We start from the raw sequence: 26448 nt of genomic DNA, 5'->3' as shown, positions 1-26448 counted from the left end.
CTCTCATTTCATGGTGACTTTCAGTTCTGCGCGCTGGTGGGCTCTCGGCGCGCTCGTCCTCAGCGTCCTCGTGCTCGGCCTGGACGCGACGATCCTCAACGTGGCCCTGCCGACGCTGGCCACGGACCTCCGCGCGACGACCGGCGAGCTGCAGTGGATCATCGACGCGTACATGGTTCCGTTCGCGGCCCTGATGCTGCCCGCGGGCGCCTTCGGCGACCGGTTCGGGCGCAAGCGCGTCCTCCTCGGCGGCCTGGCGGCGTTCGGGATCGCGTCCGTCGTCGCCACGTTCGCCGAGGGCACCGGATCGCTCATCGCCGCCCGTGCGCTCATGGGTACGGGCGCGGCCCTGATCATGCCCCTGTCGATGTCGATCCTGCCGAGCGTCTTCGGGCCCGAGGAGCGCGGCAAGGCGATCGCCGTGTGGAGCGCCGCCATGGCGCTCGGGCTGCCGCTCGGCCCCATCGTCGGCGGCTATCTGCTCGATCACTACTGGTGGGGCTCCATCTTCCTGATCAACATCCCCGTCGTGCTGGTCAGCCTGGTCGCGGCGGCCGTACTCCTCCCGGAGTCCCGCGACGCGTCGGCCACCCGGCTGGACATCCCGGGCGCGCTGCTCTCGGTGGCCGGTCTCGCCGCCCTCGTGTACGGCGTCATCCAGGCCCCGATCGACGGATGGGGCGACCCGGCGGTGCTGGCGAGCCTGGCTGCGGGCGTCGTCCTGCTCGCGGCCTTCGTCGCCGTCGAGCGGCGGGCCACGGCGCCCATGATGGACCTCGGGTTCTTCCGTAGCCGGGTGTTCCTGTGGGGCGCGGTCGGCGCCACCCTGGTCAGCCTCGGCATGTCCGGCCTGCTGTTCGTCATGCCGCAGCACCTCCAGGCCGTGCTGGGGCACGACGCCCTCGGCACCGGCGTCCGGCTGATCCCCATGGTGGCCGGCCTGATGGCCGGGGGCCTGGCCGGGGAACGCCTGGTCGAGCGCCTCGGGTTGCGGTCCGTCATGACCGCCGGCCTGCTGCTCCTCGCGGCCGGCTTCGCCGTCGGGGCGGCCACCGGGGCGACCTCGTCGTACGGTTTCATCGCCGCCTGGCTGGCGGTGGTCGGCGCCGGGGTCGGCCTCACGATGGTTCCCGCGATGGACGGCGTGCTCGCCACGCTGCCCGAGGAGCGTTCCGGCTCCGGTTCCGCGACGCTCCAGACCATGCGCCAGGTCGGCGGGACCATGGGCGTCGCGGGGCTCGGCAGCCTCCTTTCCGCCGTCTACGCCGGCGGCCTGCCGTCCGGCGCGCCCCAGATGGCGAAGGACTCGGTCACGGCGGCGGTGGCGCTCGGCGACCCCGGCCTCCTGCACGACGCCCGCGAGGCGTTCGTCTCCGGCATGGACGTGGTGCTCCTGTTGTGCGGGGCCGCGTCCCTGGTCGCCGCCCCGCTGATGTTGATCTTCCTTCCCAGGTCCGCTCCGAAGACGGCAAAATCGGAGCATGAGCTCACCTCAGCGCGCTGACCGGGCCGCGGACTCGCCGGAGCGGGCCGTCCTGAGCCTGCGCGAGCGCAAAAAGGCCAAGACCCGGCGGACCATCCAGGAACACGCTCTCCGGCTGTTCGCCGAACAGGGATACGAGGCCACCACCGTCGAGCAGATCGCCGAAGCGGCCGAGGTGTCTCCGAGCACGTTCTTCCGGTACTTCCCGACCAAAGAAGACCTGATCATCCAGGACGACTACGACCCGCTGCTCGTGGCGATGGTGCGGGCGCAGCCGCCCGAGCTGCCCCCGCTCGCCGCGATCCGCCAGGGCATTCGCACGGCCTTCGCGCAGGTGCCCCAGTCGGAGCTGGAGGACGTCCGCGCCCGGATCGGCCTGATGATGAAGATCCCGGCCGTGCGTGCCCGCAGCCTGGACAACCTGGTGACCACGGTGGACGTGCTGGCCGGGGTGGTCGCCGAGCGCACGGGCCGGGACAGGGCCGCCCCCGCCGTACAGACCCTCGCCGGGGCCGTGGTGGGGGCGATTCTCCCAGCGCTGTTCAGCTGGAGCGCCGCGAACGGCACCCGGTCCCTGCCCGACGTGGTCGACGAGGCCCTGGGCCTCCTTGAGAGCGGCCTGCCGGTCTGAATCTCGATCAAGAATCGTGATCAAGCCGCAGCCTGTGCCAGGGGCGAGGAGCCGGCCTGCCCCATAAGGTGATCTACCTGATTTTTACGGGAAAATCGCCCCTGGAGGCCGGAAATGTCTCGTCAGAGACTCGCCGCCGTCGCGGCCCTGACCCTGCTCCCCTGTACGGCTCTGGGGAGCACGGCGCACGCCGACAGCGCATCGGAGATCACCGTCGGGACCTGCACGCCTTACCAGTTCTTGGATCTCGGAACCGTGGACCCCTGCGGCTCCGAACAACTGGACGCGCTCTTCACCGGGCTGACCGAGTACGAGCCCGGCACCTCCAGATCCCGATACGCGGTCGCCGAGTCGATCATCACGAAGGACAACCAGGTCTTCCATGTCACCTTGCGCAAGGGCTGGAAGTTCCACGACGGCACGGAGGTCAAGGCGCGCAACTTCGTCGAGGCGTGGAACCAGGTCGCCTCGGGGAAGACGGACAACTCCTTCCTCTTCGAGGAGATCAAGGGGTACGGCAGCCGGAGGATGTCCGGGCTGAAGGTGACGGGCAACCACACGTTCACCATCACCCTGTCGAGGCCCTTCAGCCCCTTCGTGAAGAAGCTCAGCATGCTCGCCTTCTCCCCCCTGCCGGACTCGACCCTGAAGAACCCGGCGAGCTTCAGCAAGAAGCCGATCGGCAACGGCCCGTTCCGGGTCGTCTCGTGGTCGCTCTCGTCGAAGAGCGTGGTGGAGCGGTTCGACGATTACCCCGGGGCCAAGCCGGCTGTCTCCAGGATCGTCTACCGGGTCTACCGTGACGAGACCGCCCTCTACGCGGACCTGCGCGCCGGCGACCTCGACTTCACCAGCCTGATCCCCTCCACGAAGCTGGCGACCTTCAAGAAGGACTTGGGCGGGCGCGTGCTCAACCGCGCGGGCCACACCGTTCAGTTGGTCGCCTTTCCCGCGAAGGTCGCGGCGAACATCGACTTCCGCAAGGCCGTCTCGATGGCGATCGACCGGGAGACGATCACCAGAGAGGTCTTCGGCGGCGGTCGCGTCCCCGCCCACTCCTTCGTCCCGCCCACCGCCGAAGGCAGCAGGCGCGACTCCTGCGGGCAGGTGTGCTCGTACAACCCTGGTGAGGCACGCAAATACCTCGCGAAGGCCCTCGCGTCAGGCTTCCGGCCGCCCGCGGCGCTCCCGCTGTACTACAACGCCGACAGCCCGCACGCCGAATGGGTCAAGCGCGTCGCCGAGAGCGTGACCAAGACGCTCGGCGGCAAGGTGAAGGTCGTCCCCAAGGCGATGCCGACCTTCGCCGGTTTCCGGGACGCCGTGACCGGCGGACGGCTGAATGGCATGATCCGGGCGGGCTGGCAGCTCGACTACCCGCACATCCAGAACGTGCTCGCTCCCATGTACGCCTCGGACGGGGTGTCCAACGACAGCCGCTACCGGAACCCCCGGTTCGACGCGCTGCTGCGCGCGGCCGACCGGCAGAGCTCCCCCACCAAGGCGAACGCGCTCTACCAGCAGGCCGAGGCGCTGCTCGTCAGGGATCTGCCCGCCATCCCCCTCTGGGTCTACAGCCAGCAGGCCGGATACTCCACGCGCATCGCCAAGGCCGAGCTCACCCCGACCGGATGGCTGGACCCCGTGACCGTCAAGCTCGCGTGAGTCCGCCGGCCGCCCCTGGCCCCCGCGAAGCCGCCGTTGACAGTGCCGCCCGCGTGACTCACCGCACGCGGGCGGCGACCCAGGGGCTGACCCGGACCACCCCGGCCAGGTTCCGGGTGTAGACCGGGGCGATCTTGACGACGTCGCCCGTACGCGGCGCGTGCAACATCTTGCCGCCGCCCCAGTAGATCGCCACATGCGAGATGTAGTTGGGGTTGGTCGGGTCGTTCCGCCAGAACAGCAGGTCGCCCGGCTGGGCCTGGGACAGCGGCACCTGCGGCCCGGTCGCCCACTGCTGCGTGGTGACCCGCGGCATCCGGACCCCGGCCTGGCCGTAGGCCCACTGGACCAGGCCCGAGCAGTCGAAGCTGTTCGGGCCCTCCGCGCCCCACACGTACGGGCGGCCCAGCTTGCCGGCCGCGGCCTGGAGCGCGACCCTGAGCTGGTCGACCGACATGAACGCGGTCACCGGCCAGGTCTTCTGCGACGTGGTCCGGCCGGGCGGCAGGATGACCACCGGGTTGATCGTGGCCACCTGGCTGCCCTTCGGCAGGATCTTCAGCAGCTTCCTGCGCAGCTTCCCGGAATCGACCTTGGGCGCGCTGATGACCATGGCGTTGCCCTCGGGGATGCCCAGCGTGCGCGCGGTCTGCCGCGACACCACGGCGGCGATCGAGCCCATGCCCATCGTGGCGTACGCGCCGACGCGCAGCCGCAGCCGGCCACCGGTCACGGTGGAGCCCAGCTTGATGCCGCCGTCCTGGCCCAGGTCGAAGGAGACCGCCACCTCACCGGCGGCGACGTTGTTCCACAGGGCGTCCGACCTGGCCGTCGTCTTCGGCGTGAAAGGACGGAACGTCGAGGGGTCCACCCCCAGGGTCTGCACCCGCTTGCCGTCCATCATGACGTCGGCGGCGTCGGTCACCTCGGCCGCCGCCACGCCCTTCACCGCCCGTACCTTCGCCACGACGGCCGGGGAGAGCGGCCCCCGCGCCACCACGAACAGGTGCGGGTCGCGCAGCTCCTTGAGCGGCGCCACCGCGGGCGTCGTCGCCGTGATCTGTTGCGCGGACGCCACCCGCCGGTCGCGCTCGCCGCCGCGGTCATCACCGCGCTCACCACCCTGCCCGCCACCGCGCTCACCACCCTGCCCGCCACCGCGCTCACCACCGGGCCCGCCACCGCGCTCACCACCGTGGCCCCGCGCTGCCTGCTGCCGTACGGGCGACGTGCCGGGATCATGGCTGAGGACCACCAGATCGGCGGTGAAGACGGAGACCAAGAGCGCCGCGATGACGGGGACGGCGGCGCGGGGCATCCGGCGGCGGGGCGACATCCGCGGCCGATAGGCCAGGTCCTGGCGGGTCTCGGACATCACCCGCGCGACGCTCGTCCGGAACGAGGAACCCGCGCGCCGGTCGAGCACCATCCCACCCCATCTCCGCCCCGTCGGCCCGCTCCAGGAAGGGATCGGCGAGCCTGATCAACGAGACTGCCGTACAGGCGCGAATACCGCAATCGGCGCACATGCCGAAACCCGCCGGCACGAAGACGTACCGACGGGTCGAAGCATGTGTGGTGGGGTCGGGCCCTCGAACAGGACCTAGTTGCCGATGTACGGAACGGCCTCGAGGATCTCCACCTCGTTCTGACGGCCGTTCGGCAGGGTGTACATCGCCTTTTCACCGATCTTCTTGCCGTTGATGGCGGAGCCGAGCGGCGACTTCGGCGAGTAAACGTCGATGGGCGCTCCGCTCTCCTCGCGGGAGGCGAGCAGGAAGGTCACCTCATCGTCGTCACCCACGAATCGGATCGTCACGGTCATCCCGGGACCGACGACACCCTCGGCGCGGGGCGCCTCGCCGACCTTGGCGCTGTCCAGGATCTGGCGGAGATGGAAGATCCGGGCCTCCATCTTGCCCTGCTCGTCCTTGGCGGCGTGGTAGCCGCCGTTCTCCTTGAGGTCGCCCTCTTCACGGGCGGCTTCGATCTTCTTCGCGATATCCGTGCGACCCGGGCCGGAAAGGTACTCGTACTCCTCCTTGAGGCGGTCGTACGCCTCTTGCGTCAGCCAGGTGACGTTGTCGTTCTGGGAGACGGCCACGGGCTCTCCTTGATTCCTCTAAGTGACTCGAAAGGCTTACAAGTTAACGCCTTCGAACGCTTCCCCAAAGATTCCACTATACGAGATCGCAGTACTGGACGACCACGCTTGTGGCCTGGGCACTCGTCATCAGTTCCTCCGTCAGCGTGAGGTCCGACTTACCCGACGGAATGGTGACCTCCTTGATGCCGACCTCGGTGTGGTAGACGTCGACGGCCCGCAACCGGCAGATCGCCTCGCGGTCGGCGGGCTTGTGCACTGTGAAGGTGACCGCGGCCGAGTCGTGCGCGCCGGCGTCATAGGTGATCACGTCGGCCCGCACCTCAGGGTTGCCGCGCGCGGCCATCAGCACGTATCCCCAGCCGCCCGCCATCACGACGACGAGCAGACCGATGACGACGTACGCCAGGACGCCCCGGCGCCTCTGCGGCCGCTCCGGGAAGTCGTCGGGCGTGCCGAGGATGGGAGCGTCGATCGTGCCGGTCCTTTCATGGGCATCGCCGGGCTCGGGGGTGGTCGCGGTGGCGGGCCCGGTGGCGGCCCTGCTGCTTGATTCGGCGGCCATCGCGGAATCTCCCTGGGGTCATACGGTGTTGTCCGAAACAATTGTCCAACCCGGGGGTCTCGCCCCCTCCAGAAGCTAACCTCTTCGGTGAGCTGACTGGACACATTGAGGAGAGCCGTGAGTGCACCGCTGAGGCTGATGGCCGTTCACGCGCACCCCGACGACGAGTCGAGCAAGGGCGCCGCCACGATGGCCCGCTACGTGCGAGAAGGTGCGGACGTCCTCGTCGCCACGTGTACCGGCGGCGAACGCGGCTCCGTGCTGAACCCCAAGATGGACCGGCCGGAGATCGTGGAGAACATCGGCGAGGTGCGCCGCCTGGAGATGGAGCGGGCGCGGGAGATCCTCGGCGTGGAGCAGCGTTTCCTCGGCTTCGTCGACTCGGGCCTCCCCGAGGACGAGACGGAGCCGCTGCCCGACGGGTGCTTCGCCGTACAGCCGCTGGAGGTGGCGGCGGCGCCACTGGTCGCGCTGATCCGCGAGTTCCGCCCGCACGTGATCCTCACGTACGACGACAACGGCGGCTACCCGCACCCCGACCACATCATGACCAACCGGGTCTCGATCGAGGCGTTCGAGGCGGCCGGCGACCCCGACAAGTACCCCGGCACCGGCGAGCCCTGGCAGCCGCTGAAGCTCTACTACCACATGGGGTTCAGCAAGGAGCGGTTCGAGGCGCTGCACGAGGCGATGAACGCGCGCGGCATGGGCTCGCCGTACGCCGACTGGATCGCCCGGTGGGAGGACCGCCCGCAGAAGTGGGACGTCACCACCAAGGTGCCGTGCGCCGAGTACTTCGAGATCCGCGACCAGGCCCTGATCGCGCACGCCACCCAGGTCGATCCCGACGGGTTCTGGTTCGTCTGCCCGCGTGAGATCCAGCAGGAGGTCTGGCCGACGGAGGACTACCACCTCGCGCGGTCCCTGGTGGACACCTCGCTTCCGGAGGACGACATCTTCACGGGGATCCACGCGGAGGTCACTCCCGCCTGCTCGTAAGCTGGGAGCGTGAACCCAACCACCGCACCCGGTCTCAGCTTCGGCCCAGGGCTTCTCGGCTTCATCGTCGTCGCCGCCATCGGCTTCGCGCTGTTCTTCTTGATCAAGTCGATGAACAAGCAGATGACGAAGATCGAGGTGCCGCACGAGCGCGAGCAGCCCGCCATCCCCGTGCGCGAGGCTTGAAGAGTGTCCGAAGTGGTCCACGACGCGGCGGCCTCGCGGTACGAGCTCCGGCTCGACGATGAGGTCGCCGGCTTCGCGGAGTACCGCCTCCGCGACGGCGTGGTCGTCTTCACCCACACCGAGATCCGCAAGGAGTTCGAGGGCAAGGGCCTCGGCAGCCGCCTGGTGGGCGGCGCCCTGGACCAGGTTCGGGAGACCGGGCGGAGCGTGGAGCCGCTGTGCCCGTTCGTCGCCCGATACATCGAGCGCCATCCGGAGTACCGCGACCTGCTGGCTGAGTGATCAGCCCGCCGACCAGGCGCGTTCCAACGCCTTGGAGAGGCCCCACCAGCCGAGCGGGGTGAACACCTCGGCCTTGTCCACGATGCCGAGATACGCCCACAGCGGGGTGACCGCGGTGAACAGCATCTCGGTCGCCTCCAGGTCCTCGGACTCGCCCAGGGTGTCCTCGGCGTCCAGATCGACGTCCTCGGAGTCGGCGATGAACCGCGCGATACGTTCGGGTGAGGCCAGCACGCCTGGGCCGTACCTCGCCAGCGTGGTCACCGCCGCCAGCCAGTCGGCGTGGTTGATGGCGCAGAGCGAGGCGAGGATCGAGTCCTCGTGGCTCAGCTCCCCCTCCAGGTCGAAGAACCGGGCGGCGTCCTCCTCGTCGGGCAGATCCGAGATCGGCGAGGCGATGCCGGCCGCCACCGCGAGCCAGAGGTCCTCATCGCGCTCCGGGAACACTCCGTCTTCGAAGCCCGCGCAGGCCCGCAGCACGTTCCCCGGGTAGCCGTCCTCCGTCAGCGTCACGCGGAGCCGGAGGGCGGCGGAGCGGAGATCGCCGACGGGGAGCGGCGGCTCGGGCAGCTCGGCCAGAACCCGGCGCAGCTCGCCCAGCGCGTACGCCTCCTCCTCGTCCCACGCGGCGTACAGTTCCTCATCCTGCTCGTCGCTGACCGCCGCGCCCGGCACCCGGCCGTCCGGCAGCGGCGCGCTCAGCCAGTGCTCCTGCAACTGCTCGTACGCGTGCCGGGCGTCGGTGTCGCCGGCGGCCAGCGCGTCCACGTCGATCTGGCCGGACGCGACGCGCTCCTCCAGGAACGCGACCATCCGGGCGTGCATCTCGGTGGCGACCGGCCCGCGTTCGCCCTCCTCCGGCCAGACGAAATAGCTGCGGGTGAGCAGGATCGGTTCGCTTCCCGTGGATTCGAGCCAGCGCTGCACGTCGCCGACGGTCGCCAGGCCGGCCTCGATCCGGGACAGCGTCGCCTTGGCCGAGTCCCAGAAGGGGACCGACAGCGGGTTGCCCGCCGCCAGCAGCTCGCGCCTCAGATCGGGAAGAGCGACAAGGGCCTGCCCCGACGGCACCGCCAGCAGCACTCGCGCCACGTCGCGTCGCGTCAACTCACTCGCCGGACGGCCCGCGTGCCGGACGGCGAAGTCCAAATCCAAGCTCACGCCCCGTGAGCCTACGCCGTGCCGCCCCGAGAACACATCCCCCACCTCAGGAGACCCGCATTTAAAAGTAACGCCACCCCTGACGACGTGGTGTTACTTTGAATCGTGATCGACCCCAAGCACTCCGTGTCGGCGCGGCATCTCGACCGTCTCGGCCCCACGTTCACCGCCGCCCAGGCCAGGGAGGGCGGCATCGGCTCCAACGCTCTCGCACGCCTTCGCGAGGTGGGGCTGATCTGGGAGTTGAGCCGGGGTGTGTACCGCAAGAGCGACGCGCCGCTCACCATGCATGTCGATCTGCTCGCGGCCTGCACCCGGGTCCCCCACGGGGTTCTTTGCCTGGAGACGGCACTGGCCGTACACGACCTCACCGACGAGATCCCCGGCGAGGTCAACCTCGCCGTGCCGCGCGGCGGGCCGCTCCCCCGGATCACGTACCCCCTGGTGCGCGTCCACCGGTTCGCCGGGGCGACCTTCGAGGAAGGGGTCGAATATTGGGAGGCGGCTCCAGCCGAGCCCGTGAGAATCTATTCTGCGTCACGGACCGTGGTCGACTGCATGCGATTGCGTCACATCGTCGGCGATCAGGTCGCCCTGCGGGCTCTTCGGTCCTACCTGCGACGCCGCGGGACCTCACCCAGCGATCTGCTGGGGTATGCGGAACTTCTCGGCGGCGCGGGCCCCCTACGGAACGCGATCCAGGTGGTGCTCGACTGATGTCCCCCAACCCCCCACGTGACACGCCGGAAGGTCTCGCCTACAACGCCCTGCGCAATCTCGCACGGCGCGAGGGCCGCAACACCGACGATCTGATCACGTTGTACGCCCTCGAAGGCTTCCTCCGTCGACTCAGTTCGTCCCAGATGGCCGGGCAGTTCATCCTGAAAGGCGGCCTGCTCCTCGCGGCCTTCGGCGCGCGCCGGGTCACTCGCGACATCGACCTGATGGGGCGCGGATTCGCGAACGACGAACAGAGTGTCCTCTCCCGAGTCGTCTCCATCGCCTCGACGGAGGCCGGAGACGGGCTGCGCTTCGACGTCACGACGATCCGCACCTCCGCCATCCGCGAGGACGATCTCTACGGAGGCGTGCGGGTGATCGTTCCCGCGCTGCTCGGCAGGTCCCGCGCCCGCCTCCAACTGGACGTGAGCTTCGGCGATCCGATCACGCCGGGACCCGAGACGATCGCCTACCCCACGCTGATCGGCGACGGCGGCTTCCCGCTCCTCGGCTACCCCATCGAGAACGTGCTGGCGGAAAAGATATCGACTGCTTTGGAACGCTCCAGCATGAACACCCGCGACCGGGACTACGCGGACATCTGGCAGCTCACCGGCCGTCACAACCTCGACGGCCCGTCCGTGCGCGCGGCCCTGGAAAGAACGGCGTCCCATCGCGGCGTGACCATGAAAAGGCTCTCTGACGTGATCCTGGACCTGCCGGACAGCCGGCAGACCCCTTACTCCGTCTGGCGGAGGAAGCAGGGAGTGGCCGGGAACTCCTATCCGCAGCTCTTCCGGGACCTCATCGCCGACGTCGTCACCTTCGCCGACCCACTCCTCGTGGGAGAGGCCGGTGCCGTCAGCTGGAACGCACTCGGGCGGAGGTGGCTGCCGTGATGTCCGGGCCACCCGCGGCGCCTTCGCGGGGTCACCCCATTCACAAGGTCGCGAACGAGCGACCGAGAGTCCCCAGGACCATCGGCGGGATCTCCGACGCCCTGCACGGCAGCCGTCGCGCCCAGTTCTTCGCGGAGCTGCTCCAGGCCCAGCAGGGCCCGGAGCTGGACGGCGTCATGACCGCCTGGTGGGGCCGCGCGATGCTCGACACCGATCCGGACCGTGAGCACGTTCGCGCGGCGGCGGAAGCCGGGACGCTGCGCACCACGACCATGGACGAGATCCTCCGCCGCCGGCAGGAGAACACCGTCCCATGAGCGAGGGAAACGACCGAGACGACCACCATGTGATCCTTACTCGCGTTGTCCTCTTCTGACCGTGTGAGAGGCTGGCCGTATGAACCGGCTTGGTAGCGAGACTTCTCCCTACCTCCTCCAACACGCTGGCAATCCTGTGGATTGGTGGCCATGGGGAGAGGAGGCGATGCAAGAAGCGAGTAGGCGAGACGTACCCCTGTTGATCTCAGTGGGGTATTCGTCTTGCCATTGGTTACTCGCTTCTTGACATCCACTGATGCCATGTGATGGCGCACGAGTCGTTCGAGGACCCGGGGACCGCCGAGTTGATGAACGAGTGGTTCGTCAACATCAAGGTCGACCGGGAGGAGCGGCCCGATGTCGACGCGGTCTACATGACCGCCACCCAGGCGATGACGGGGCAGGGCGGCTGGCCGATGACGGTCTTCGCCACCCCGGACGGCGATCCGTTCTACGCCGGGACGTACTTCCCGCGCGCGCAGTTCCAGCGGCTGCTCCACGGCGTCTCGCAGGCGTGGCGGAACGACCGCGACACCGTCGTGCGGCAGGGATCGAAGATCGTCGAGGCCCTGAACGAGCAGGCGCGGCTGCCGTCCGGCCCGCTGCCCACGGCGGCGATCCTCGAGCAGGCCGTACGCGATCTGTCGGGCGGGTTCGACCCGCGCAACGGTGGTTTCGGCGGCGCGCCGAAGTTCCCGCCGTCCATGGTGCTGGAGTTCCTGCTCCGGCACGGGACGCCCGACGCGCTCGCCATGGCCGAGAAGACCATGGACGCGATGGCCAGGGGCGGGATGTACGACCAGCTCGGCGGCGGCTTCGCGCGATACTCCGTGGACGCCGGATGGGTCGTGCCGCACTTCGAGAAGATGCTGTACGACAACGCCCTCTTGCTGCGCGTGTACACCCACTGGTGGCGGTCGACCGGTTCGCCGCTCGCCCGGCGGGTGGCGCTGGAGACGGCGGAGTGGCTGCTCCGCGAGATGCGCACACCCGAGGGCGGCTTCGCCTCGGCCCTGGACGCCGACAGCGCGGGCCCGGACGGCCGCCGCGGCGAGGGCCTGTTCTACGTCTGGACCCCCGGCCGACTCCGCGAGGTCCTGGGGGACGACGACGGTGCCTGGGCGACCTCCGTGTTCGAGGTCACCGGCACCTTCGAGCACGGCACCTCCGTGCTCCAGCTCCTCGCCGACCCGGACGACCGAGCCCGTCTCGACCGGGTCCGTACGGCACTGCTGGCGGCGCGCGAGGAGCGGCCGCGACCGGGACGGGACGACAAGGTGGTGGCCGCGTGGAACGGCCTGGCCATCGCGGCCCTGGCCGAGACGGGGGCGTTGTTCGAGCGGCCCGACCTGGTCGAGGCGGCGACGGCGGCGGCCGGCCTCCTCGCCCGGCTGCACATGGACGGCGGGCGGCTGCTGCGCACATCACGCGACGGCCGGGCGGGCCACAACGCCGGCGTGCTGGAGGACTACGCGGACGTGGCCGAGGGCTTCCTCGCCCTCTACGGGGTGACCGGCGAGACCCGCTGGTTCGGCCTGGCCGGCGAACTGCTCGAAACGGTGCTGACCAGGTTCTTCGACGGGTCGGGCGGGTTCTTCGACACCGCGGACGACGGCGAGCGCCTCTTCCAGCGCCCGCAGGACCCGACGGACAACGCCGTGCCGTCCGGGCAGTTCGCGGCGGCGGGGGCGCTGCTCTCGTATGCCGCGCTCACCGGCTCGGCCCGGCACAGGGAGGCCGCCGAGGCGGCGCTGGGCACGGTGACCGTGTTGGCCGGGAAGTACGCCAGGTTCGCGGGCTGGGGCCTGGCGGTGGCCGAGGCCGCGCTGCACGGCCCGGCCGAGGTGGCGATCGTCGGCCCGGCCGATGATCCGCGTACGGCGGCGCTGCACCGCGCCGCCCTCCTGTCCACCGCGCCCGGACTGGTGATCGCGCTCGGAGAGCCGGGTGCCGGCGACCGGGACGTGCGGGATCGGGAGGTTCCGCTGCTCGACGGGCGGCCGATGGTGGACGGCGCCCCGGCGGCATACGTGTGCCGCCGGTTCACCTGCCGGGCTCCGGTCACCACCCCGGCCGAGCTGAAGGCGGAACTGGCCCGGTGACTGTCCGGGCGTAGCCCACGCCCGGACCGCCGCACCACTGACCGGACGATCCGCTGGAGGTCTGTCGGGCGGGGCCCGCCAGCGCCTCCAGCCGGGTGCACTTCGCCTCGGGGCGCGGCCGGGACGGGCTCACTGGATCGGCTGGTCGGGTGGCGCCTCGGTGTCGCCGGTGTTCCCCGGCGGCTCCGTCGTGCCGCCTCCGGTCCCACCGCCCGGGCCGCCTCCGGTCCCACCGCCCGGGCCGCCTCCGGTCCCGCCGCCTGTACCGCCCGTGCCGCCTCCGTTGTCGGGACGGCCGGGTCCGGTGGTCTCGCCGCCGCCCGGCCCCCCCGGGTTCGGGGAGCGGGGATCGGTGACCGACGACTCGGGGTTCGGCGACGGGTTCCCTCCGTTGCCCTGGCCGAACCGGTCGCCGTAGCCGTCGTACGACCCGTACGGACCGTCGTAGGAGTTGTATCCGCCACCGTCGTAGTAGTAGGACGACGGCCCGGGGAAGTCCTTGACAGGCTTGCCGTCCATCGCCTCCGACATGAAGCTCTTCCAGATCTGCGCGGGCAGCGTCCCGCCGTAGAGCGCGCCGTATCCGGGGACCTCCACGGGCTTGTTGTCATCGCGGAACATGTTGACCGCGACCGAAAGCTGCGGGACGTAGCCGGTGAACCAGGCGGCGGCCGACTTGTCGGTGGTGCCGGTCTTCCCGGCGGCCGGCCGGCCGGGCAGCTGCGCCGCGGTGCCGGTGCCGCCGCGCACCACCTGCTGCAGGGCGTACGTCGTGTCGGCGGCGGTCTCCTCGCTGAAGGCCCGCGTGCCCGGCGTGGTGATCTTCCGGGTCTTCCCGCTGGCATCGGTGATCGAGCGGATCACGTGGACGTCGTGGTGAATGCCCTCGGCCGCGAAGGTGCCGAACCCGGACGCCTGCTGTACGGCGCTCACCGAGGCGACGCCGAGAGGGAACGTGGCGGCCGCCTGGTGCGGGGCGAGCTGGTCCGCGGGGATGCCGGCCGCCTCGGCCGCCTTGGCGACCTTGCTGAGTCCGACCTGCTGCCCCAGGTCCACGAACGCGGTGTTCACCGAGTTGCGGGTGGCCTCGACGAGGTCGACGGAGCCGTACGACCGGCCGCCGGAGTTCGGGATGGTGGCCGAGGCGATATGCATTGGCGAGTTGCCGTTGACCCGGCTGGTGAGGCCGTAGCCGTTCTCCAGCGCGGCGGCCAGCGTGTACGTCTTGAAGGTCGAGCCCGCCTGGACCTTGGCGGAGAAGGCGTTGTCGTACTGGTTGGACTCGTACCTGCCGCCGTAGAACGCGAGGACCTCGCCCGTCCGGGGATCGACGGCGGCCAGGCCGGTCCGCACCTTCTTCGGCGTGTTGTCGGGCAGGACCGACTTCACCGACTCCTCGGCGAGCTTCATCAGCTTCTTGTCGAATGTCGTGGTGATCTTCAGGCCGCCCTGGCTGATGTCCTCGTCGGTGTAGCCCAGCCGGTGCAGCTCGGCGATGACCTGCTCGACCATGAACCCGTTCTGGCCGTTGCGGCTGATCGGGGCCTTCTGCTTGGCCAGCGTGGGGAAGGTGAGCGCCGCGGCCTGCTCGCGGGTCAGCGCGCGGGTCTGGACCATGCCGTCGACGACCGACCGCCAGCGCGCCTTGGCGGCGTCGAGGACGTCGCCCTCGGGGTTGGCGAAGCGGGACGGCTGCTGGATCACCGCGGCGAGGTAGGCGCCCTCGGCCGTGGTCAGGTCCCGCACGTTCTTGTCGAAGTACGCCTGGGACGCGGCCTGGATGCCGTACGCGCCGCGGCCGAAGTAGATCGTGTTGAGGTATTGCTCCAGGACCCAGTCCTTGGACTTGGACCGATCCACCTTCAGGGAGATCATGATCTCCTTGAGCTTGCGCTCGACGGAACGCTCCTGGCTGAGCCCGCTGTAGTAGTTGCGGACCAACTGCTGGGTGATCGTCGAGCCGCCCTGGAGCTGCTGCCCGGTGACCGTCGACCAGATCGCACGCGCCGTACCCGAGATGGAGACGCCCCTGTCGCTGTAGAAGGTCCGGTTCTCGGCGGCGATGACGGCCTGCCTGACCGGCACGGGAACCTCGCTGAGCGGCACGTTCTTGCGATTCTTACCCTCGGTGGCCAGGACGGTCTTGCCGTTCCGGTAGTAGATCACCGACCCCTGGGCGGTGGCGTCGTCCTGCGTCGTGTCGGGGATCGGCGTCATGGTCCAGACGACGCCGAACAGGCCGATCATCACGCCCACGCAGACCCCGAAGGTGATCAGGGCGATCCTGAAGAACCGCCTCCTCGGCCGTTTCCGCTTGGGCTCGGACGGCGACTCCGGCCCTGACGGCTGCTCCGGAATCTCGTCGGTCTCCACGCATTACCCCCGATTGTTCACGCTTTCGCTGCCCCTGCGATGCCTGGGCGAACCATTCAAAGGTAAATGACGGATAACGATGGTTGGCGTGTCGAGCGGACCTTCTTTGCACCCCCTCCGGGTCGCCGTCCCCGGCTCTCGGTTCTCAGTTCCGGTTCGCGGCGGCGACGAGTGGCAGGGTCCGGTACGGCACGGGCGTGTCCAGCGCGATCACCGACGAGGTGCGGACCACGCCGTCGACGTCGACGATGAGATCGATGACGCGCTGGAGGTCGGCGTTGCTGCGGGCGACCACCCGGCACAGCATGTCGCCGCCGCCGGTGATGGTGTGGACCTCCAGCACCTCCGGCACGAGCGCGAGCCGGTCGACGACCGGGCTGTGCCCGCTCACCTGCCGGATCTGGAGGGTCACGAAGGCCGTCACGCCGTATCCGAGCGCGGTCGGATCGATGTCCGGGCCGTATCCCGTTATCACCCCGCGCGCCACCATGCGGTCGAGCCTGGCCTGGACGGTGCCGCGGGCCACGTTGAGCCTGCGTGAGCACTCCAGCACACCGATGCGGGGCTCGGCGGCCAGCATCGAGATGAGCCGTACATCCAATTGATCGATCATCACGACGTTCTCCCAGGATCGGGGGGCGGTAACTGGGCAGATTGTCTACTGATTTTCCCATATGGTGCACATCGTGGCCAGAGCCGAGCATGCGCGGACGGACGGGCGGGCGCGAGGGCGGGAGGGCGCGAGCGGGCGGGCAGGCGCGAGCGGGCGGGCAGGCGCGAGCGGGCGGGCAGGCGCGAGCGGGCGGGCGCGTGCGCTGCGCGGAAACCCTGGGCGATTTTGCGCGGCCGGGGCTTTCGGGTGGCCGGCACCTGGTGACCAAAAGGGCATGGAACCACCGTTTCCGCCCGGGGGCGAACCCCGACCGGGGCGACCGGAGCGGCCGGAGCCCGGGACGCCGTGGGAGCCGCCGCCCCTGGGGCCGGCGGCTCCGTCGCTCGCCGGCCGCTGGCGCCGCCTGTTCGCCGGCGTCTTCGACGTCGTCGTCATCGCCATCATCTCGTCACCGATCGTCTGGACGTCGTGGCGGATCGTCACAGAACCGGAGACCGGCACGGTGACGCTCGTCGACGTCACCCACACCTATCTGGCGAGCGTCGTCGGCTTCCTCTATTTCTGGCTCTTCCACGCGTACTGGAACGGTCAGACCCCGGGCAAGAAGATCTTCGGGATGCGGGTGGTCCGCGAGAGCGGGGAGCGCGTCGGCGTGGGGCAGGCCGCCATCCGGCAGCTCACGGAAGTCGTGCTGGCCTGGCTGTGCTGCCTCTGGATCCTGGACCTCGGGTGGATCGTGTTCGACGGGAGGAAGCAGGCGCTGCACGACAAGGCTGCGGGGACACTCGTGGTGGACGCATGACGATGGGCACGGGTCTCCTCGCATAGGCTGGCTCGGTGATGGCCGCACGCCGACTGACCACCATGTTCGCCGCGCTCGCCCTGTTCTCCGTGATCGGGTGCTCGCCCTCTGAGGGCGCGGTCACGACGGGCGCGTCCTCTGACGGGGGCACCGCGACCTCGCCGAGACACGTCGCCTCCACTTCGCCCGGATCTCATGTGGACCGTTCCGACACGATCGGCGCCCCGGGGATCGGCGACCCCGCGTTCCCTCTGGACGGCAACGGGGGGTACAACGTCGGGCACTACACGCTGAAGCTGTCCTACGATCCGCCGTCCAAGATGCTCGCGGGCAGCGCCTCCATCCAGGCGAAGGCCGTACAGGATCTGTCGCGGTTCGATCTGGACCTGCACGGGTTCACGGTGAGCCGGGTGTCCGTGGGCGGCTCCAACGCGACGTTCACCCGGGACGGTGACGAGTTGGTCATCACGGCGCCCAAGATGATCGCCAAGAACGCGCCCTTCACCGTGACCGTGGACTACTCCGGCGTCCCCGACCCGGTGCGCAACTCCTCCAACCTGGGCAGTTACGGGTTCATCCCGACGGACGACGGGTCGTTCGTGACCGGGGAGCCCAACGGGGCCAAGACGTGGTTCCCGTCGAACGACCACCCCTCGAACAAGGCCACGTACGACTTCGAGATCACCGTGCCGGCGGGCGTGACCGCGATCGCGAACGGCGAGCTGACAGGTCCGCCGACGACGAGCGGCGGCAAGACGACGTTCGTGTGGCGCGAGAAGCACCGCATGGCGACCTATCTCGCCACCATGACGACCGGGAAGTTCGACGTGCGCACCGGCACCTCCCCCGGCGGCATCCCCGTCTACGCGGCGACGGACCCGAAGTACAGCGGCACGCTCGACACCCTCTACACGAAGAGCGCCCAGATCACCGACTACTGGGCGACGGTGTTCGGGCCGTACCCGTTCTCCTCGACCGGCGGCGTGATCGACGACTACAGCGCGGGATACGCGCTGGAGAACCAGACCAAGCCGATCTACGGCGGCTTCGCGCCCGACTCGACCATCATCGCCCACGAGCTGGCGCACCAGTGGTTCGGCGACAGCCTGAGCATCAAACGCTGGCAGGACCTGTGGCTGAACGAGGGCTTCGCGACCTACGCCGAGTGGCTGTGGTCCGAGCACACCGGCGGGGCGACCGCCGAGCAGATGTTCCGGACGGCGTACAACGACCCGGACAACGCGATGTGGGCGTACCCGCCCGGCAAGGCCCAGCGTGACGACCTGTTCAACGACTCCGTCTACACGCGCGGCGCCATGACGCTGCACGCCCTACGCCAGAAGATCGGCGACAGCACGTTCTTCGCCCTGGTCAAGAAGTGGGCCGCGACGTACAAGTACGGAAATGTCACGACGGACGAGTTCATCTCCATGGCGGAGAAGATGTCCGGCAAGGACCTGCGACCGCTCTTCGACGCGTGGCTCTTCCAGCCCACCCGCCCCACCCTCGGCTGATCGGCATCTCCCGCGACGCCGCTGAACCACCGGGCAGCGGTGGCCTGACGGGCCGAAGCGGCTCGACGGACCGGCCCGATGAGCCGGGGTGGATAGAGCGCCGGCTTGGTGGACCAAGCTGGATTGACGGCCGGCCGGCCGGGGCGAAGTGACTCGACGGGCCGGCCTGCCGGGCCGCTAACCGAAGGTGAGCTTGTAGCCGTCGCGGCGCAGCGCGCCGAGGACCTCGTCGCAGTGCGCGGGTCCTCGGGTCTCCAACTGGAGCAGGACCTCGGCCTCGTCGAGATGCAGGCGCGGCGCGACCCGCTCGTGCACCACGTCGAGCACGTTCGCGCCGAGGTCCGCGAGCCTGGCGAGCAGCGCCGCCAGGGCTCCGGGCCGGTCGGTCAGCCGGATGCGGAACGCGAGGTACCGCCCCGCCGCCGCGAGACCGTGCCGCAGCACCTTGGCGAGTAGCAGCGGGTCGATGTTGCCGCCCGAGAGCACCGCGACCACCGGCGGATCGAACGCGTGCGGGTGGTCGAGGAGGGCGGCCACCCCAGCCACGCCCGCGGGCTCCACGACCAGCTTCGAGCGTTCGAGGCAGAGCAGCAGCGCCCGGGACAGCGACTCCTCCGACACCGTGACGACGCTGTCCACCAGGTAGTGGATCAGCTCGAACGGCAGCTCACCCGGGCGGCCGACCGCGATCCCGTCGGCCATCGTGGACATGGGCTCCACCATGACCGGATGCCCGGCGGCGAGGGACTCGGGGTAGGCCGCCGCCCGCTCGGCCTGCACGCCGACGATCCTGATGCCGGGGCGGAGCGACTTCACCGCGAGTGCGACGCCCGCCGCGAGCCCGCCGCCGCCGATCGGCAGCACGATCGTGCCGACCTCCGGGAACTGCTCCAGGATCTCCAGCCCGATCGTCCCCTGCCCGGCGATCACGTCCGGGTGGTCGAAGGGGTGGATGAACACCGCCCCCGACCGCTCCGCGTGTTCCTTGGCGGCCTGCAGCGCCACGTCCACCGTCTGCCCCGCGAAGACGACGTCCGCGCCGTACGCCCGGGTGGCCTCGATCTTGGGCAGCGGAGCGCCCTCGGGCATGTAGACGACCGACTTCGCCCCCAGCAGCCCGGAGGCGAACGCGACCCCCTGGGCGTGGTTTCCCGCGCTGGCGGCGACCACGCCCCTGGCCCGCTCCTCGTCGGTGAGCCGCGCGATCCTGACGTACGCGCCGCGCACCTTGAACGATCCGGCGCGCTGGAGGTTCTCGCACTTGAGACGGACCGGGCCGCCGAGCATCTCGGACAGCACCCGGGACTGCACGACCGGGGTCTGCACGATCACCCCGTCGAGAACCTTGCGTGCGGCGACGACGTCGTCGTACGACACCTGTGGGACACCCATGGCGGAAGTCTGCCATTCGGCCGCCAGTCGCCATGCGGCCCACCCACCCCGTGTCGCACAGGGCTCACGAGGGAGGGCCGACATCGCGTCTTCGGCCTCCCCGCCGTTGACGGACGAGCCGGTGAACGGTCAGCTACCGGGCGGAGGGGTGGCGTCGCCGACCTCGAACGCGCCGGGCTGGTCGACCACCTGGCACGGCTTGGCCGGGCCGGCCGACAGGTGCCCACGGACGGACCAGACGACCCCGGGGCTGTCCGTGGGTTTCACCTGGTTCTCCGCGACCTCGATCACCGCGACCTGTCCGGGCTTGATGTACTCCGGATGGATCGTGATGCCGTTGCGCATCTCGATGGCCTTGTAGGAGATCGAGCTCAGCAGCCTCTTCCGGGCTTTCTCCGTCACGGCCGGATCCTCGCTCGCCAGTTCCTCTGGCGACATCGAGAGATGATCGCCGTCCACAGGGGTGACGCGGAGATTGCCGCACCACTTGCCCAGGGGCAGGTAGGTGATGTCGGCGGTCACACCCATGCCAGCCAGATCCCTTTCGACCTGGTCCGGGTCCCGGAACTCGTGGATCTTGAGATTGATCGAGCCGTCGGCGTTCTTCGTCAGCGCGTACGCGGGGGTGTCCGTGCCGACCACCATCGGCACGGCGACGGCCGCGGCCGCCGCGAGCCCGAGGACTCCGGCCGCGGCGAAGATCCGGCGGCCGGTCATCCGGCGCGGAGCGGCGGCACGTGCGGGCCGGATGGCCATCTCGGTCTTGAGCTCGGCGAGCAGGCGGTCTTCGAACGTGTCGTTCATCGGTGTCCTTCCATCACGAGAGGTGGCACGACGCCGGGGATCTGCTGGAGCGCGCGACGCGCGCGGTGGAGCCTGACTCGGGCCGTTCCCTGCCGGATGCCGAGGGCGGCGGCGGCCTCCGCCGGACTGAGGCCGTCGACCGCGACGAGTTCCAGCAGAGCCCGGTCGTTCTCCGGGAGTCCGGCCATCGCCTCCATGGCCCGCCGGGCGGGAGACTCGGCGTCGATCCGATCCTCCAGCCGGGACACGTCGTCGCTTTCGAGCAGCCGGCGCCCCGCGATCCGGCTGTTCGCACGCAACTCTCTGGCCGAGCGGCGCCGCTCGGCGAGCAGCGTGTTGCGGGCCACGCCGTACAGCCAGGCGATCTCGCTGCCCTTGCCCGGCCGGTAGGTGTGCGCGGAGTCGAGCACCGCGAGGAACACCTCGGCCGTGAGGTCGGCCACGGCGTGCGGGTCCCCCACCCGCCGTGCCAGGAACCGGGTCACGGCCTCGAAATGGCGCCGATAGAAGGCTTCGAATGCCACGGGATCATCGGCGATGTCCGCCAGTCCCGTCTGTTTCAGGCGCACCAGCGTCGCTCCCTTTGTCGTCCTGCGGAATACACCCGTGCTTGGACGAACCCCGATCAACCGTTACACACGCCCGCAACTCCAGCCCCGTACGGCACTGGCGCGCGGCGATCGAGCACGCATATTTTGTTTGAGACCAAATGAAGTCAGGAGAGCGCCTTCATGGATTTGCGACGCTGGCTCGACGAGGCGGTGACCGCCAACGAGACCTGGTCCCGTACCTTCGGGCAGGTCACCCCGCATCCCTCGCTGCGGATCGACGATGAGCGCTTCGGCGCGGCGTTCGACCTGTTCAGCGAGCGACTGCGGGACAACTTTCCGTTCTTCCACCCGCGGTACGCCGGGCAGATGCTCAAGCCGCCGCACCCGGCCGCGGTCGTGGGCTACCTGTCCGCCATGCTGATCAACCCCAACAACCACGCGCTGGACGGCGGCCCGGCCACCGCCGCGATGGAGCGCGAGGTGGTCGCGCGGCTGGCGGCGATGTTCGGCCTGGACACGCATCTGGGGCATCTCACCACCAGCGGCACCATCGCCAACCTGGAAGCCCTCTTCGTCGCCAGGGAACTCCACCCGGACCGGGGCGTCGCGTACAGCGCCGAGGCCCACTACACGCACAGCCGCATGTGCGGGGTCCTGGGGATCGAGGGACATCCGGTGCCGGTGGACGGCCGCGGTGCGATGGACCTCGACGCGCTGGAGGAGCTGCTGCGCGCGGGACGCGTCGGCACCGTGGTGCTCACCGCGGGCACCACCGCGCTCGGCACGGTCGATCCGATCCACGAGGCGCTGGCGCTGCGTGAGCGGTACGGCGTGCGCATCCACGTGGACGCCGCCTACGGGGGCTTCTTCACGCTGCTGGCCGGCTCTGACGGGCCGGAGGGGCTGCCCGAGGAGCCCTGGCGGGCGATCGCGCAGTGTGACTCGGTGGTGGTGGACCCGCACAAGCACGGACTCCAGCCGTATGGCTGTGGCGCGGTGCTGTTCCGCGACCCGGCTGTCGGCCGCTTCTACCTCCATGACTCCCCGTACACCTACTTCACCTCGGAGGAGCTGCACCTCGGGGAGATCAGCCTGGAGTGCTCGCGCGCCGGCGCCGCCGCCGCGGCCCTGTGGCTCACCTTCCAGCTCCTTCCGCCCACGCGGGACGGGCTGGGGCAGGTCCTCGCCGCCGGGCGGCGCGCGGCGGTGCGCTGGGCCGAGCTGATCGAGGAGTCCGAGCACCTGGATCTGTACCAGCGGCCGGAGCTCGACATCGTCGGCTATTTCCCGGTGACCGAGCCCGCCACGCTGAGCCGGATCGACGCGGCAAGCGCCCGAATCCTCCAGGACGGCATGGCGGACGCCGAGGACCCGGTCTTCGTGAGCACGCTCCGGGTCGGGGCGGAGGCCATGGCGGCCCGGCATCCGAAGATCGCTCAGGACGCCGACGGGGCCCGGATCCTGCGCAGCGTCCTGATGAAGCCCGAGTCCGAGGACTATGTGGACCACCTGCACCAGCGGCTGGAGCAGCTCGCCCAGCGGACGGATCTCTAGGACGAGAAGACCAGGATGGACGCGGTGAATCCGTGCACGTGGTTCTGCCCGGACACCGGGCCGAGCTCTCCGGCGGCGAAGAATCCCGCCACGCCGATGGGCCCAAGCGTGTCGCGCACGGCGAGGGCGTCGTGGTCGGCCGAGCCGAACATGGCGGAGCCCCGCCCGTTGCAGGAGAACAGAAGCGCGCCGTCCACCCGGCCGCCCTGGTTGGCGTAGTCGTCGAGCAGGTCGTACAGGTCCTCATCCGCGGTCTCGGCGTCCCTGACCTGGAAGCGCACGGTCCTGCCGATCTCCACCACGTCCCCGATGGCGACGGCCTCCCGCTCGGGGTCGATGCCGAGCACGCCTCTGATGAGGAAATCTCCGCGTTCGTGGCGCTCCGCGTACTCGTCCATGGCGAGTCCGATCTGCAGCCCGGACGCGACCAGCTCCCGGTCCGCCTCGCCGAGCCCGCTCACGATGTCCTCCAGACGGGCGAGCGCGGGCTGGCCGGCCAGTTCGAGCAGCAGGTTGTCCTCGGACCGGGTGACCACCATCGTCGGCCCGATCGGGCGACAGCCCTGGCTGACCACGGTGCTCACCTTCAGCGAGCCCCCCAGGATGACGCCGATCGCGCCCTCCGTGTACGTCTCGCCGTCCGCGAAGAGTCGTACCGAGTCGCGGCCCGCGAGCGCGTTGGCCAGGCCGCCGATGATCGGCAGGTTGCCGAGCACCTCGGCGGAATGCTCGACGAACGCGTCCGTCGGGAAGCTGTAGGGGTCGGCGAGCAGGATCGCGACCCTGTCCTCCGGCCCGCGTTCCGGCAGGCCGATGACCACGAAACGGTCCTCGGTACGGAGCGTCTCCAGGGCGAAGGTCGTCACCTCGGCGTCGCCGAGTGACGCGGCCCAGGCGCTCACCGAGGGCCGGAGCTCCACCCCCTGTGCGTCCCCGATCACGCCGGTGGCGCTGCATCCGATTACGTGCGCGCCGGACACCAGGGACATGGCGCGTTGCCCGGCACGCGTGACGTCGTCGGCATCGTCCCCGCAGATGAAGAAGCAGACCAGGTCGGGTCGCCCGGAAAGCCCGGCCAGGGCCTGCCGGATGGCGGCCTCGGCCGTCTCCACGAGATCGGTGCCCACGGCGAGACCATCGGCGAACCGGCTCGTCATAACCGCCATCGTCTCGCCTCCTCCTGTCGACACTGCTGGGTCACTACTGGGCCGCTAATTGCCCTCTTGCCCCGATTCTCCCCACTACGGGGGGATCGACGCACAATAGGCCTCACACAATAGTCAAGATCCCCACGCGTACTGAGATGCCGGATCTCCCCACGGCGACGTAGTCTCGACTCCGTGCACGAATCGCCCGCACCTGCTCCCAGCACTCTGCGCGAGCTGCGCGAGAGTGGACACGTCCATCGGACCGTGAAGGCCGAGATCCGCGAGAACCTCCTCACCCGGCTGCGTTCGGGGGAGCCCCGGTTCCCCGGCATCGTCGGTTTCGACGAGTCCGTGCTGCCGCACCTGGAACGCGCCCTCATCGCGGGCCACGATCTGGTGCTCCTCGGCGAGCGCGGCCAGGGAAAGACCCGGCTGATCCGCACGGTCGCCGGCCTGCTCGACGAGTGGACGCCCGTCGTCGAGGGCTGCGAGATCAACGACCACCCCTATGCCCCGGCCTGCGTCCGGTGCGTACGGCTGGCCGCCTCGGCGGGCGACGCGCTGCCCGTGGCCTGGCGGCACCGCGACGACCGCTACGGCGAGAAGCTGGCCACGCCCGACACCTCGGTGGGCGACCTCATCGGCGACGTGGACCCGATCAAGATCGCCGAAGGCCGCACCCTCGGCGACCCCGAGACCGTCCATTACGGCCTCGTGCCGCGGACGAACCGGGGGGTCTTCTCGGTCAACGAGCTGCCCGACCTCGCCGAGCGCATCCAGGTCTCGCTGCTCAACGTGCTGGAGGAGCGCGACATCCAGGTCCGGGGATACAACCTGCGCCTCCCGCTCGACATCCTGTTGATCGCCAGCGCCAACCCCGAGGACTACACCAACCGCGGCCGCATCATCACGCCGCTCAAGGACCGGTTCGGCGCGGAGATCCGCACGCACTACCCCCGCAGCATCGCCGACGAGCTGGTCCTGATCCGGCAGGAGGCCGCGCTGCACGAGCTCGGCGCCGACCTCCCGGATCACCTCGTCGAGGTCGTCGCCAGGTTCACCCGGCTGGTCCGCGAGTCCAGCGCGGTCGACGGCCGCTCCGGGGTCTCCGCGCGGTTCTCGATCGCCGCCGCCGAGACCGCCGCCGCCTCCGCCGTACGGCGGGCCGCGCTGTCCGGTGAGGAGCGCGCGGTGGCCCGGGTGTGCGACCTTCCCGGCGTCGTGCACACGCTGCGCGGCAAGGTCGAGTTCGAGGTGAGCGAGGAGGGGCGCGAGGTCGAGGTCCTCGCCCATCTCCTGCGCCGGGCGACCGCCGAGACGTTCCGGGGCTCGCTGGGCGGCGCCGACCTGTCCGGGCTGCTCGCCAGGTTCTCCGAGGGCGCCCGGGTGGAGTCCGGCGAACTGGTGCCCGCCACCGAGCTGCTGCGCCGCATCGGCCGGGTGGACGGCCTGGCCAAGATCATGTCGCTGCTGGGCATGGGCGAGGGCGACGAATCCCCCGGTCACGCCGCGGCGGCCCTGGAGTTCGCGCTCGAAGGGCTCTACCTCCTGCGCCGCCTCTCCAAGGACGAGCTCCCCGGAGGCGCCGTCTACCGCACATGATCGGATCGTGACCTTCCTCCAGCAACTTTTTCTCCGATGGCGCCATCTGAAGTAGCGCAACAACCGCCGCTACCACCATGGGGGCCCATCATGTTCACGCGAGGTCGCGTCCCGTTCGCAGTCGCCACACTGGTCACGATCACCGTGACCGGTTGCGCCCAGGTAGCCCAGGGTGCGACGGCACAGCAGCAGACGACGACGGGTGGGGCCCGCGCGGCCCAGTCCGCGCCGACACGGACCGTGTACGGCTTCGCCCGCCCGGACGGCACGGGCGCGATGATCATCAGCCCCAGGAAGGTGCAGCTCAAGAGCAAGCGGTACCAGGTCCGGCCGCTCGTCTCCGCCAAGGACGTGCGGGTGACGTTCGGGCGGTCACTGGACTATCGCAGGGTCACGACCGCGTGCGACCTCAAGGAGACCGAGGGCAAGGTCGCGATCGACGCCAAGGGCCTCGGCACCACCCGCTGCACCGACAAGGACCTGTCGTTCACGCTCGGTCTCGGCCCGGTTCCGGTGAAGGTCACGTATGACCCGGGCACCGGCGCCGCCACCCAGGCTCGCGAGTTCCTCTATGCCCCGCAGGACCCCAGGACGGCGTTCGGCGAGGTCACCCCCTCGGGCGCGGGTGCCGTCGTCTTCACGCCTTACGCGGTGAAGAGGGTGCCGAAGACCGGTTACTCCTTCACGAAGCGGTCCGGCGCCCCCGTCACCCTCGTCTACACCGGTCTGACGCCCTTCTTCCGTGTCAGTGCGACCTGCGCCGATGAGTCGTTCCAGCCGACGAACGCCGACTCGGACGGCGTGGGGACCCTGCAGTGCAGGAACACCGACCTCGCCCGCGTCCTCGGCGCGCGGAAGGAGATGCAGGTGAAGCTGGACTATCTCCCGGCCAGCGGAGAGATCGCGGAGGTCCGGGAGGTGTATCCCTGCCAGGGCGCCCAGTGCGCGCCGTGATCGCCTCGCGCCCCTGACGGGTCCGGC

General features: G+C 69.9%; 24 protein-coding genes and 1 pseudogene. 15 read left to right on the top strand and 10 right to left on the bottom strand.

The window, feature by feature from the left end; genetic code table 11:
* Window positions 1–10: 10 nt before the first annotated feature.
* The 3 genes from QSK17_RS08530 (at window position 11) to QSK17_RS08520 (ending at window position 3779) form a co-directional block, all read left to right on the top strand.
* The gene (locus QSK17_RS08530; protein ID WP_285703983.1) at window positions 11–1504 is read left to right on the top strand and encodes a DHA2 family efflux MFS transporter permease subunit; all 1494 of its coding nucleotides are present in this window, start codon (window positions 11–13) and stop codon (window positions 1502–1504) included.
* On the top strand, window positions 1482–2114 hold the full coding sequence (locus QSK17_RS08525; RefSeq protein WP_285703982.1) for an acyl-CoA-like ligand-binding transcription factor: 633 nt from the start codon (window positions 1482–1484) through the stop codon (window positions 2112–2114). The genes QSK17_RS08530 and QSK17_RS08525 overlap by 23 nt, the downstream gene beginning before the upstream one ends.
* A gap of 114 nt (window positions 2115–2228) precedes the next feature.
* Window positions 2229–3779, top strand: coding sequence for a peptide ABC transporter substrate-binding protein (locus QSK17_RS08520; RefSeq protein ID WP_285703981.1), 1551 nt, complete (start codon window positions 2229–2231; stop codon window positions 3777–3779).
* Window positions 3780–3837: 58 nt separating this feature from the next.
* On the opposite strand, the gene QSK17_RS08515 is transcribed toward QSK17_RS08520, so the two are convergent.
* The 3 genes from QSK17_RS08515 to QSK17_RS08505 form a co-directional block, all read right to left on the bottom strand.
* A complete protein-coding gene (locus QSK17_RS08515) occupies window positions 3838–5208 on the bottom strand; it encodes a C40 family peptidase (RefSeq protein WP_285703980.1) in 1371 nt (456 codons plus the stop codon).
* Between the two features lie 174 nt (window positions 5209–5382).
* Entirely contained in the window at window positions 5383–5883 is a 501-nt protein-coding gene (gene greA, locus QSK17_RS08510) for a transcription elongation factor GreA (protein ID WP_285703979.1), read from the bottom strand.
* Between the two features lie 76 nt (window positions 5884–5959).
* Window positions 5960–6448, bottom strand: coding sequence for a DUF4307 domain-containing protein (locus QSK17_RS08505; RefSeq protein ID WP_285703978.1), 489 nt, complete (start codon window positions 6446–6448; stop codon window positions 5960–5962).
* A 117-nt stretch (window positions 6449–6565) separates the two neighbouring features.
* Between QSK17_RS08505 and mca the strand changes: the two genes are divergently transcribed.
* Genes mca through QSK17_RS08490 form a run of 3 tightly spaced genes read left to right on the top strand, consistent with a single transcriptional unit; the run spans window position 6566 to window position 7915 of the window.
* Window positions 6566–7447, top strand: coding sequence for a mycothiol conjugate amidase Mca (gene mca / locus QSK17_RS08500; protein WP_285703977.1), 882 nt, complete (start codon window positions 6566–6568; stop codon window positions 7445–7447).
* A gap of 9 nt (window positions 7448–7456) precedes the next feature.
* On the top strand, window positions 7457–7633 hold the full coding sequence (locus QSK17_RS08495) for a hypothetical protein (protein WP_285703976.1): 177 nt from the start codon (window positions 7457–7459) through the stop codon (window positions 7631–7633).
* Between the two features lie 3 nt (window positions 7634–7636).
* Window positions 7637–7915: a GNAT family N-acetyltransferase gene (locus QSK17_RS08490; protein WP_285703975.1), complete on the top strand. Its 279-nt coding sequence runs from the start codon at window positions 7637–7639 to the stop codon at window positions 7913–7915.
* On the opposite strand, the gene QSK17_RS08485 is transcribed toward QSK17_RS08490, so the two are convergent.
* The gene (locus QSK17_RS08485; RefSeq protein ID WP_285703974.1) at window positions 7916–9076 is read right to left on the bottom strand and encodes a hypothetical protein; all 1161 of its coding nucleotides are present in this window, start codon (window positions 9074–9076) and stop codon (window positions 7916–7918) included.
* Window positions 9077–9181: 105 nt separating this feature from the next.
* Here QSK17_RS08485 and QSK17_RS08480 point away from each other — a divergent pair, with 105 nt between their 5' ends.
* The 4 genes and pseudogenes from QSK17_RS08480 (at window position 9182) to QSK17_RS08465 (ending at window position 13114) form a co-directional block, all read left to right on the top strand.
* Window positions 9182–9793, top strand: a complete 612-nt coding sequence (locus QSK17_RS08480; protein ID WP_285703972.1) for a type IV toxin-antitoxin system AbiEi family antitoxin domain-containing protein — start codon at window positions 9182–9184, stop codon at window positions 9791–9793.
* Window positions 9793–10695: a nucleotidyl transferase AbiEii/AbiGii toxin family protein gene (locus QSK17_RS08475; protein ID WP_285703971.1), complete on the top strand. Its 903-nt coding sequence runs from the start codon at window positions 9793–9795 to the stop codon at window positions 10693–10695. Before QSK17_RS08480 ends, QSK17_RS08475 begins: the two co-directional genes overlap by 1 nt.
* A complete protein-coding gene (locus tag QSK17_RS08470) occupies window positions 10695–11012 on the top strand; it encodes a hypothetical protein (protein WP_285703970.1) in 318 nt (105 codons plus the stop codon). The genes QSK17_RS08475 and QSK17_RS08470 overlap by 1 nt, the downstream gene beginning before the upstream one ends.
* A gap of 79 nt (window positions 11013–11091) precedes the next feature.
* Window positions 11092–13114 (top strand): annotated as a pseudogene (locus tag QSK17_RS08465) (thioredoxin domain-containing protein).
* A 129-nt stretch (window positions 13115–13243) separates the two neighbouring features.
* Here the strand turns inward: QSK17_RS08465 and QSK17_RS08460 are convergent.
* The gene (locus QSK17_RS08460; RefSeq protein ID WP_285703969.1) at window positions 13244–15487 is read right to left on the bottom strand and encodes a transglycosylase domain-containing protein; all 2244 of its coding nucleotides are present in this window, start codon (window positions 15485–15487) and stop codon (window positions 13244–13246) included.
* 145 nt (window positions 15488–15632) lie between these two features.
* The gene (locus QSK17_RS08455; protein ID WP_285703967.1) at window positions 15633–16100 is read right to left on the bottom strand and encodes an Lrp/AsnC family transcriptional regulator; all 468 of its coding nucleotides are present in this window, start codon (window positions 16098–16100) and stop codon (window positions 15633–15635) included.
* A 274-nt stretch (window positions 16101–16374) separates the two neighbouring features.
* Between QSK17_RS08455 and QSK17_RS08450 the strand changes: the two genes are divergently transcribed.
* Both QSK17_RS08450 and QSK17_RS08445 read left to right on the top strand, forming a co-directional pair.
* The gene (locus tag QSK17_RS08450; RefSeq protein ID WP_285703966.1) at window positions 16375–16902 is read left to right on the top strand and encodes an RDD family protein; all 528 of its coding nucleotides are present in this window, start codon (window positions 16375–16377) and stop codon (window positions 16900–16902) included.
* Between the two features lie 38 nt (window positions 16903–16940).
* On the top strand, window positions 16941–18416 hold the full coding sequence (locus tag QSK17_RS08445) for a M1 family metallopeptidase (protein ID WP_285704166.1): 1476 nt from the start codon (window positions 16941–16943) through the stop codon (window positions 18414–18416).
* A gap of 177 nt (window positions 18417–18593) precedes the next feature.
* Here QSK17_RS08445 and ilvA read toward each other — a convergent pair whose 3' ends face one another.
* The 3 genes from ilvA to QSK17_RS08430 all read right to left on the bottom strand — a co-directional run bounded on the left by ilvA (window position 18594) and on the right by QSK17_RS08430 (window position 21181).
* Window positions 18594–19808, bottom strand: coding sequence for a threonine ammonia-lyase (gene ilvA / locus QSK17_RS08440; protein ID WP_285703965.1), 1215 nt, complete (start codon window positions 19806–19808; stop codon window positions 18594–18596).
* A 129-nt stretch (window positions 19809–19937) separates the two neighbouring features.
* A complete protein-coding gene (locus QSK17_RS08435) occupies window positions 19938–20612 on the bottom strand; it encodes a hypothetical protein (RefSeq protein WP_285703964.1) in 675 nt (224 codons plus the stop codon).
* Window positions 20609–21181 (bottom strand): RNA polymerase sigma factor, encoded by a 573-nt coding sequence (locus QSK17_RS08430; protein ID WP_285703963.1) that lies wholly within the window; start codon window positions 21179–21181, stop codon window positions 20609–20611. The genes QSK17_RS08435 and QSK17_RS08430 overlap by 4 nt, the downstream gene beginning before the upstream one ends.
* A gap of 162 nt (window positions 21182–21343) precedes the next feature.
* Here QSK17_RS08430 and QSK17_RS08425 point away from each other — a divergent pair, with 162 nt between their 5' ends.
* Window positions 21344–22717, top strand: coding sequence for a pyridoxal phosphate-dependent decarboxylase family protein (locus QSK17_RS08425; RefSeq protein ID WP_285703962.1), 1374 nt, complete (start codon window positions 21344–21346; stop codon window positions 22715–22717).
* On the opposite strand, the gene QSK17_RS08420 is transcribed toward QSK17_RS08425, so the two are convergent.
* Window positions 22714–23883 (bottom strand): FIST signal transduction protein, encoded by a 1170-nt coding sequence (locus tag QSK17_RS08420; RefSeq protein ID WP_285703961.1) that lies wholly within the window; start codon window positions 23881–23883, stop codon window positions 22714–22716. The two genes, QSK17_RS08425 and QSK17_RS08420, sit on opposite strands and share 4 nt — an antisense overlap.
* Before the next feature lie 174 nt (window positions 23884–24057).
* Here QSK17_RS08420 and QSK17_RS08415 point away from each other — a divergent pair, with 174 nt between their 5' ends.
* Both QSK17_RS08415 and QSK17_RS08410 read left to right on the top strand, forming a co-directional pair.
* A complete protein-coding gene (locus QSK17_RS08415; protein ID WP_285703960.1) occupies window positions 24058–25467 on the top strand; it encodes a sigma 54-interacting transcriptional regulator in 1410 nt (469 codons plus the stop codon).
* A gap of 90 nt (window positions 25468–25557) precedes the next feature.
* On the top strand, window positions 25558–26421 hold the full coding sequence (locus tag QSK17_RS08410; RefSeq protein ID WP_285703959.1) for a hypothetical protein: 864 nt from the start codon (window positions 25558–25560) through the stop codon (window positions 26419–26421).
* The last annotated feature ends 27 nt before the right edge of the window (window positions 26422–26448 follow it).

Source organism: Microtetraspora sp. NBRC 16547, assembly GCF_030268965.1.
In the GTDB taxonomy this organism is placed as follows: Bacteria; Actinomycetota; Actinomycetes; order Streptosporangiales; family Streptosporangiaceae; genus Microtetraspora.
Note: the sequence above shows the minus strand (reverse complement) of the source record. Positions and strands in the feature narration are given on the sequence as shown.